Source organism: Candidatus Chordibacter forsetii, from assembly GCF_964187505.1.
Lineage (GTDB): Bacteria > Verrucomicrobiota > Verrucomicrobiia > Opitutales > Seribacteraceae > Chordibacter > Chordibacter forsetii.
In genome coordinates this window covers 1-7,985 of sequence record NZ_CAXLML010000138.1, presented here as the reverse complement: position 1 = coordinate 7,985, position 7,985 = coordinate 1, and the positions used below count along the sequence as shown (strand labels likewise).

Genomic DNA, 7,985 nt, shown 5'->3' with positions numbered 1-7,985 from the left:
TTATGGACCTTGAGACTTATGAGGACACCATTCTATCCGAGGATATGATTGGAGAGGATGAAATCTTTTTGGTAGAGGGTAACAACTACGATATTTTATTGGTCGATGATAAGGCGGTACGCTTAGACCTTCCCGCATCCGTGGAAGCCACAGTGATTGAAGCCGCAGACGCGATCCGTGGAGATACCGCTGGAAATGTCCAGAAACCAGTAACAATTTCTTCCGGTATTACCGTACAGGTACCCCTCTTTATTAAGAAGGACGATGTCATCAAAATTAGCACGGAAGACCGATCCTACCAAGGACGGGTATAGGGTTTACATTTAAACCCTGTAAAAAGGGTACAAAAAAAGCCTCCCTAATCCGGGAGGCTTTTTTGTTTTCGAATATAAAATTCGTGAAACTCCTTACGCAACGCGCTCAACCACAAGAGGTGCGGGATTTGGACGTTTGGGAGCCAAGCGGTAAGCAGCTTTGAAATAATCCATGGCTTCTTTGAGGCGTTTTTCATCGTTGTAATGAATCATCATCAAAGGTTCGCCCTGTTTCATTTGAGTACCGACTTTTCTCAACTCGGCAACTCCAACTGCAGGATCAAATTTGTCTCCTCCTCCATAAGCAAGGATTTGTACGCCACGGGCCAATTGTCCGGCATCGATAGTGTGAACATATCCACGCTTAGGTGCTGGCATCTTTTTGACATGTTTGGCTTGGGGGAGTTTTTCGGGATCGTCAATCACCTTGGTGTCTCCACCCTGGGCAGCTACGATATCCTTGAGTTTTTCCAAAGCGGATCCGTCTTCCAAATGTTTACGGACGGTTTGCTTGGCAGAGAGTGTGGAACCAGCTACTCCGGCAAGGCGGACAATTTCCATACCCAGTTTCATGACCAATTCCTGTAAATCTTCTGGACCTTCACCCTTGAGCAATTCGATCGCTTCTTTGAGTTCAAGAGAGGCACCGAGGCAATTTCCGAGAGGTTGATTATTATCGGTAACCAAGGCTACACAACGACGCTTCATAATACGTCCCACACGGGTAATAGAACGGGCGAGTTGTTTCGCATCTTCGGCATCGCGAATAAAAGAACCCTTACCCCACTTGATATCCACAACCACACCTTCGGCTCCAGATGCAAACTTGCGGCTTAACATACCAGCAGTAATGAAGGGTATGGATGGGATGGCACCAATCTTTTGGCGCAAATCGTAAAGAATATTTTCGACTGGAGAAATTTCGTCATTCCGATCGGCAAAGGCACAACCAATTTTACGAACTTGGGCATGGAAATCTTCCAAGCCTAAATTAGTTTTGATTTTTGGGATAGCTTTGAGCTTTTCACAATTGGAAGTAAGAAACTCTTCGTCGTATCCATTCATCAGAGGCATGGCAACTCCAGCAACTGCAGCCAAAGGCCCAAGTACTAAAGTTGTTTTGTCTCCGACACCAGCAGTGGAATACTTTTCGATTTTAGGGCGGGAAACATCCATCATCTCGATCACTTCCCCGGAGAGCATCATCTCCTCGGCTAAGAAAGAAATTTCCTGAGCAGACATACCCTTGAAAAAATTAGTCATGATCCAAGCAGACTGTTGGAACTCGGGCATTTCCTCGTCGAGAATGGCATCGACAATTACGCGTACTTCTTCGTCGGTGTATTCTCCACCATCGCGTTTCTTCTCGATGAGGTAGGAAAAGGAGGGGGCTTCTTTTTTGGCCTTTGGCATAACTTACTCGGGGGTTGAGTTGTGGATACAGAAAATATCGTGCAAAGCACATTTGTTATTAGATAATCTAATTTTTGTCGAGTCTTTTCGGTGATGCAGTCTTGACGAGATCGCCCATCCATGCTTACACGCATACCCCATGTCTATTTCCTTTGATCTAATAAACAGTCTGGATAATTTCGTAACCAAGGCAGCTCAGTCGGTTGATGAGTTTGGCCAGGAGTTTGATCCGCAGACCCGATCTGCTGATGAACGCTTTGGAGATTTCCAGGCAAATGGAGTGCTCCCTTTTGCCAAGAAGATGGGAAAGAACCCCCGTGAACTCGCCCAGAAATTAATCGATGCCCTACCCGCCTCTGAAGATTGGTCAGTCAAGATTGCCGGGCCGGGCTTTATCAACTTCACTCTATCTCCTGAATATTTACTTAAATGGATTTGTACCCACGGATCCACCGATAACCTAAAGGCATCGGCAAAAGATAAGGAGAACTCCAAGGTGGTGATTGATTATTCATCCCCCAATACTGCTAAGCAAATGCATGTGGGGCATATTCGCTCGACCATTATTGGAGAATCTCTTGCCCGCATTCTCGCCTTTCAGGGAAATGAAATCCTGCGCGATAATCACTTGGGAGATTGGGGCACTCAGTTTGGCATTCTTCTTTTTGCCATCAAGGAGCAGGGAATTTCTTTGGACGATTTAGGAGACGATCCGATCGCCAGGTTGGAAGATTTGTACAGGCAGGGAAATGCCAGAATTAAGGAGGATGAAAATGCATTGGTTGGTGCCCGGCAGGAATTGGTAAAACTCCAGGACGGGGACGAAGAAAATTTAAAACTTTGGGAGAAAATTCGGGACATTAGTATGTCCTCTTTCCTCAAGATCTATGATCTGCTCGATGTTCACTTTGATCATTCCCTGGGAGAAAGTTTTTACCGGGATAAAGTGGATGGAATCTATGAGGAACTTGGCAAACACAAGATTTGCCAGGAAGACGACGGGGCCTTGGTTGTATTTCATCCAGAGCACAAGCGTTTTGCCAAGCAGCCTTTTATTATTCGAAAATCTGACGGAGCCAGCAATTATGCGACCACAGATTTGGCAACCCTGGGCTATCGAGAGAAAGAATGGCAGGCTGAACAAATTATTTATGTAACCGACGGTCGCCAACGGGACCATTTTGAACAATTATTCCTAACCGCAAAGAAATGGTTTATTGCTGAAGAAAGAAAACTTCCAACCCTTGCGCATGTCTGGTTCGGAACGATTCTGGGAGACGACAACAAGGCGATTAAGACAAGGGATGGACAGCCGGTTAAACTAATTGATTTACTGGAGGAAGCCATCCGTAGGGCTGCAGATATGGTTAGGCAAAAAAATGCAAACCTTTCAGATGAGGAGGTACAAAGACGGGCAAAAGTGATTGGACTGGGAGCGGTAAAATATGCCGATCTTTCTCAGGACCGCACATTGGATTATGTATTTTCATGGGACAAAATGTTAGCCATGCAAGGAAACACCGCACCCTATTTGCAATATGCGGTTGCCCGGATTTCGAGCATCTTTCGAAAAATGGAACGCTCTTCGGATGGTCCATTTAATGAAGCACGACCACCCCAGTCCGATGCAGAAAGAAAATTATCGCGCAAACTTCTCTTTTTCCCGATCGCTCTAAAACAGGCAACTCGAGAATTAAAACCCCATTTCCTTTGTACTTACCTCTATGAATTGGCTACCGACTTTAGCTCCTTTTATAATTTGGAAAAGGTAATGGTGGACGATCCAGAGGTGCGCGATCTAAGGTTGCTCCTTTGTTCATCCACCCAATCGGTTCTGCAAACAGGACTCAGTTTATTGGGTATCGAGACTTTGGAAGAAATGTGAGTTCTTTGGTCTATTCGTTCGAGGAAACCGGTATATTTAGCCGATAGAAACTCTTTTCCGCACCCTCTTTTAAAGATAGTATACCACTAATTTTTTTGGGCATTTGAGGACCCCAAGGAGATTTTTTTAAGATCCATTCAATACGTTCGTCCTTTTTTCGAACGGTGGGAGATTGATTGGATAAAATCACTCGGTTTTCGGCAAAAAAATCTAATTCCCCGTTCTTATCGGACAAAAATGTGGGGAATTGTAATTTTAAAAACTTTCCGATCAGACGGGCATCAAAATTCCAACCCTTTGGAATTTCTTTGGGCTGAGTTGCCCAGAAATTTTTGAATTGGGTAGCCCAGTAAGGGTCCGGCTCAAATTTGGAGACAACTGGAAGTTTTAAGGAAAGTTGAGTGTGAGCGGGCATACAGGTGTGAGAACAAGCCATCCATGAACAAAGACCCTTGATCTCGAATTCCTGACCGGAAGCAAGAGGAGGGATGGAAAGAGGGATGAGAAAAAGGGTTTCACCGGTGTGTCCATTGGCCCTGATATCAAACATCGAAACCCGTTGAGGGGGTGGAAAAATGATTTTTCCCGCAGAAAATCCAGCAGGTAATTCCCATTCAATGCTTGGAGCAATGCCAACATCCCCGGGATGTTCCCAATAAGTATGCCAACCATCCTCTCTCACAATGCGCAGACCAATCCATATTTCCCTTGATTCCCCAGAAGGAATTCCGTTACCGGGATAGACCAGGTTGAAAGTCAGGGGGAACTGGGATACGGAAACTCCCTCCTTCCCGCCAAGCGATGCTGCACTTATGCAGCAGAGCAAAGAAATTAACTGAAGGATTTTCCGCACCCGCAGGTGGATTGAGCATTGGGGTTACGAATTTCAAAGCCCTTGCCCGTTAATCCATCGTCAAAGTGAACCTCACAGTCTTTTAAATAATCAACACTATCGCCAGCTACGGCATAGCGGACACCCTTGGAATCAGCCACTTGGTCGGCATCTTTTGGAAAATCTACCGACATCCCGTACTCGAACCCCGAACATCCGCCCGGTTCTATAAAGATACGAAGCAACATGCCTTCTTCCTTCTCTTGAAGCATTTTACTTACCTGTTTGGCTGCAGATTCCGTTAAATTGATCATGATTAAAACAATGTCTAATCCTTAGGCTAAGTCAAATTCCACATAATTGCAGCTACTTTTGTGCCATTAAGGTGAAAAAATAACAAATGTGAAAAGGTTGAACTTGATGAATTTGGCATACGCGGTACGATTGAGGAATTATTTAGCTGAATAACCATTAAATGAAGCACATTTTTAACGAGGTACACTACGAATTGACCCGCAAAATTGCCGAGGGCGGTATGGGCATGGTTTATGAGGCAACTCAACGGGGAATTGGGGGCTTTCGCAAGACCGTAGCTATAAAATTAATCCGCGAGGAGTACTCTGCTATTGAGGAATTTCGAAATAATTTTATTGGCGAAGCCAAACTCGTGGCCGACTTGATCCACACCAATATTGTACAGACCTACCACTTGGGAAAAGTCGGTGAGCAATACTTTATGACCATGGAGTATGTCTCGGGTTGGAACCTCGAAGAGTTTCTCGACCGCCATGTCGAAACCGATCAATACATTCCTTCAGATCTGGCCGTTTTTATTGTTTCAAGACTGTGTCGTGGATTGGCCTATGCGCATCGTAAAAGAGATCGAGAAGATAGACCGTTGGGAATCGTGCACCGGGATGTAAATCCGAAAAATATCATGATCGCTCAGGAAGGGGATGTAAAACTGACCGACTTCGGAATCGCAAAAGCACTCGACCTGATGTACAATAAAGAAGGCGAAGTTATTGCAGGAAAAGATGAATATCTTTCCCCGGAACAAGCCCGTTGTGAAGTCACTGACCTCCGGGCAGATCTTTTCGGATGTGGCATTGTTATGGCTGAATTGATGCTTGGATATAATATTTTCGAGGATGCTGACCCCGAAAAAACCATCCGAAATATTTTGGAAATGGATATACCCAATTTCTCAGAAATTCGAGAGGATGTAGACGAGCGTTTAAACACAATTCTTCATCTTGCCCTGCAAAGACCCCGGGACAAGAGATACCAAACGGCAGATCAAATGCTCTCCGAATTAGAAAATTTTATTTACGGCGAAGGATACGGTCCAACCAATGAAAAATTGGCCGCTTACACCAACGATTTATTTAGCCGAGATGGAGAAAAAGCAGCTTTGAGGTGGCACCATAAACAAACGCCACCAATCATTGCATAATTCACCCTTACCACTTTCCTAAACATGGCCCTTCAATCGCAAGGACTCAGGCAAGTACAGAAGCAAACCCAGAGCCTGGTTTTGGCTCCCCAGCTTCGTCAATCCCTCAAAATCTTACAAGTGCCCGCACTTGAATTGCGTTCTGCTATTCTCGAAGAATTGCAAACCAATCCATTGCTCGAAGAAGTCGGTTCAAACGATGAAAGTTTGGATAGCGATAATTTGGAAGCCTCGCCCGATGAAACCACTGAAGATCAAGTGGATGAATTTGAGAATTCAACCGATAAAGAAAAGGAGGAAAAAGACGGAGAAGAAGGAGAGGATGACTGGGAGGAATCTGCAGATGACCTAACAGACCTTGATTTTACCGACGAGTTTTCCGTGCTTCAAGAAATGCAGGAGGATTTGCGCGAGCATTATGAAAGAGAGTATGAAGGGGAAGCTCAGCTAGGTAATTCCGAAGCCGAAGATAAGCGAAAGTTCTTTTTTGACTCCCTTGTTGCTGAAACCTCCTTACAGGAACATTTACTTGGCCAATTAAAAATGGCTGATACCACAGATGGGCAGGTAAAAGCCTGTGAATACCTGATCGGATCGCTCGATGAAAAGGGCTTTTTATCAATTCCTTTGTCCGAAATTGGATTAATTTCTGAACTTCCGCTCAAAGATTTACAGGATGGCCTGAGAATTTTGCAAAGTTTCGAACCCGTTGGCATTGCATCGGTTGACCTGCAGGATTGTTTACTCAAACAAATGGATGCAAGGGGTTGGGAATCGAGCTTGGCATACCGGATTGTTTCCGAACAGTTTACTTTATTGGTTCGTCGAAGGGTACCAGAATTATCTCGTAAACTTTCCCACCCTACCCATGCGATCCATGAAGCTCTTCAACAAATTGCCGAATTGGACCCAGCCCCGGGAAAAAGATTTTCTGAAGATTCCAACCAATCTGTAGCCGCGGATGCCGAGGTAGAAAAGGTGGGAAAAGAATGGGTCATTCATTTAAATAATGATTATGTCCCCCGTTTGCGCCTGAATAAAACCTACAAGGAATTAATCACTAAGGGAACTTTGTCTCCCAAGGAAAAAGAGTATGTAAGGAACCAAATGCGGGCAGGTAAATTCCTAATCAATTCAATCGAGCAGCGACAAAATACCATCGAGCGGATTACCAAGAAAATACTGGAAAAACAGGAAGACTTTTTTCTGCACGGCTCCTCCAAACTTCATCCCATGACAATGGCTCAAGTAGCGGAGGAAATTGATGTTCACGAAACCACCGTTTCGCGTGCAACCGCCAATAAATATTTGAGAACTTCGCACGGGCTTTTTCCTTTCAAATATTTTTTCACCCCAGGGTATTCAGGCAAGGACGGAGACGCCGTATCTAACACCAGTGTTAAAGAAATTATTGGTTCTATAATTGAGCAGGAAGACCCAAAGAAACCCCTGAGTGATCGGGCAATCGTTGATAAACTTGCAGAAAAAGACATCAAGCTTGCCCGACGTACCGTGGCCAAGTATCGGGAGGAATTAGGCATCTCACCGACTAACCTCAGGCGACAGTACTAAGCTGGTAATCCCACCCATGCCCGACCAGGAATCTACGATTAAAATGCCAAACTTCCAACTACCCTTAGTAGTAGATGTCTCATCCTCTCCTTTGCAGGTAGGTATTCCACAGCCCAACGGATGGCTTCGTATAGAGACGGACCCAGAACAAGCAATGGAGGGACTTTTCCGTGCCACCCAAAATCTTTTTCAAGATCAGCCTGATGATTTAAATGCAATAGATGCAGTCTATTATTGCTGTGGACCAGGCTCGACCCTGAGCCTTCGTTTGGCAGCCGCTTTTGTAAAAACCCTCCTCTGGGAAGCAAAGGGAAGAATTTCCCTTTTTCAATACAATGCACTGGACTTGGCAGCCTGCATGACCAAAGAGTCCATCAACTCGATACAAGCCCCTTTTCGCATGGGTAAAAGATTTGTGCGTACTGGTAAAGTTCGTGCAATTGGACAAAAAAATGTCCTGCTGGAAGAGGACGCATTGGAAAAATATCCTCAATCCCTTCATTTACTAGGCCC

At 44.9% G+C, this 7,985-nt stretch carries 7 protein-coding genes and 1 pseudogene; 5 read left to right on the top strand and 3 right to left on the bottom strand.

Annotation, left to right across the window (positions count from 1 at the left end; genetic code table 11):
- Positions 1 to 314 (top strand): annotated as a pseudogene (locus ACKPQ4_RS06110) (elongation factor P); the annotation flags it as partial.
- A gap of 93 nt (positions 315 to 407) precedes the next feature.
- On the opposite strand, the gene ACKPQ4_RS06105 reads toward ACKPQ4_RS06110, so the two are convergent.
- A complete protein-coding gene (locus tag ACKPQ4_RS06105) occupies positions 408 to 1,727 on the bottom strand; it encodes a thymidine phosphorylase (RefSeq protein ID WP_407680314.1) in 1,320 nt (439 codons plus the stop codon).
- 139 nt (positions 1,728 to 1,866) lie between these two features.
- On the opposite strand from ACKPQ4_RS06105, the gene argS reads away from it, so the two are divergent.
- Positions 1,867 to 3,612, top strand: a complete 1,746-nt coding sequence (gene argS / locus ACKPQ4_RS06100; protein WP_407680313.1) for an arginine--tRNA ligase — start codon at positions 1,867 to 1,869, stop codon at positions 3,610 to 3,612.
- Positions 3,613 to 3,622: 10 nt separating this feature from the next.
- Here the strand turns inward: argS and ACKPQ4_RS06095 are convergent, their stop codons facing one another.
- A complete protein-coding gene (locus ACKPQ4_RS06095) occupies positions 3,623 to 4,465 on the bottom strand; it encodes a protein-disulfide reductase DsbD domain-containing protein (protein ID WP_407680312.1) in 843 nt (280 codons plus the stop codon).
- Positions 4,444 to 4,758: a HesB/IscA family protein gene (locus ACKPQ4_RS06090; RefSeq protein ID WP_407680311.1), complete on the bottom strand. Its 315-nt coding sequence runs from the start codon at positions 4,756 to 4,758 to the stop codon at positions 4,444 to 4,446. The genes ACKPQ4_RS06095 and ACKPQ4_RS06090 overlap by 22 nt, the downstream gene beginning before the upstream one ends.
- Before the next feature lie 161 nt (positions 4,759 to 4,919).
- Between ACKPQ4_RS06090 and ACKPQ4_RS06085 the strand changes: the two genes are divergently transcribed.
- The 3 genes from ACKPQ4_RS06085 to ACKPQ4_RS06075 all read left to right on the top strand — a co-directional run.
- A complete protein-coding gene (locus tag ACKPQ4_RS06085) occupies positions 4,920 to 5,900 on the top strand; it encodes a serine/threonine protein kinase (protein WP_407680310.1) in 981 nt (326 codons plus the stop codon).
- 24 nt (positions 5,901 to 5,924) lie between these two features.
- The gene (gene rpoN / locus ACKPQ4_RS06080; protein ID WP_407680309.1) at positions 5,925 to 7,472 is read left to right on the top strand and encodes an RNA polymerase factor sigma-54; all 1,548 of its coding nucleotides are present in this window, start codon (positions 5,925 to 5,927) and stop codon (positions 7,470 to 7,472) included.
- Between the two features lie 16 nt (positions 7,473 to 7,488).
- Positions 7,489 to 7,985, top strand: a 497-nt coding sequence (locus tag ACKPQ4_RS06075; RefSeq protein WP_407680308.1) for a hypothetical protein, incomplete at its 3' end; no start/stop codon positions are given.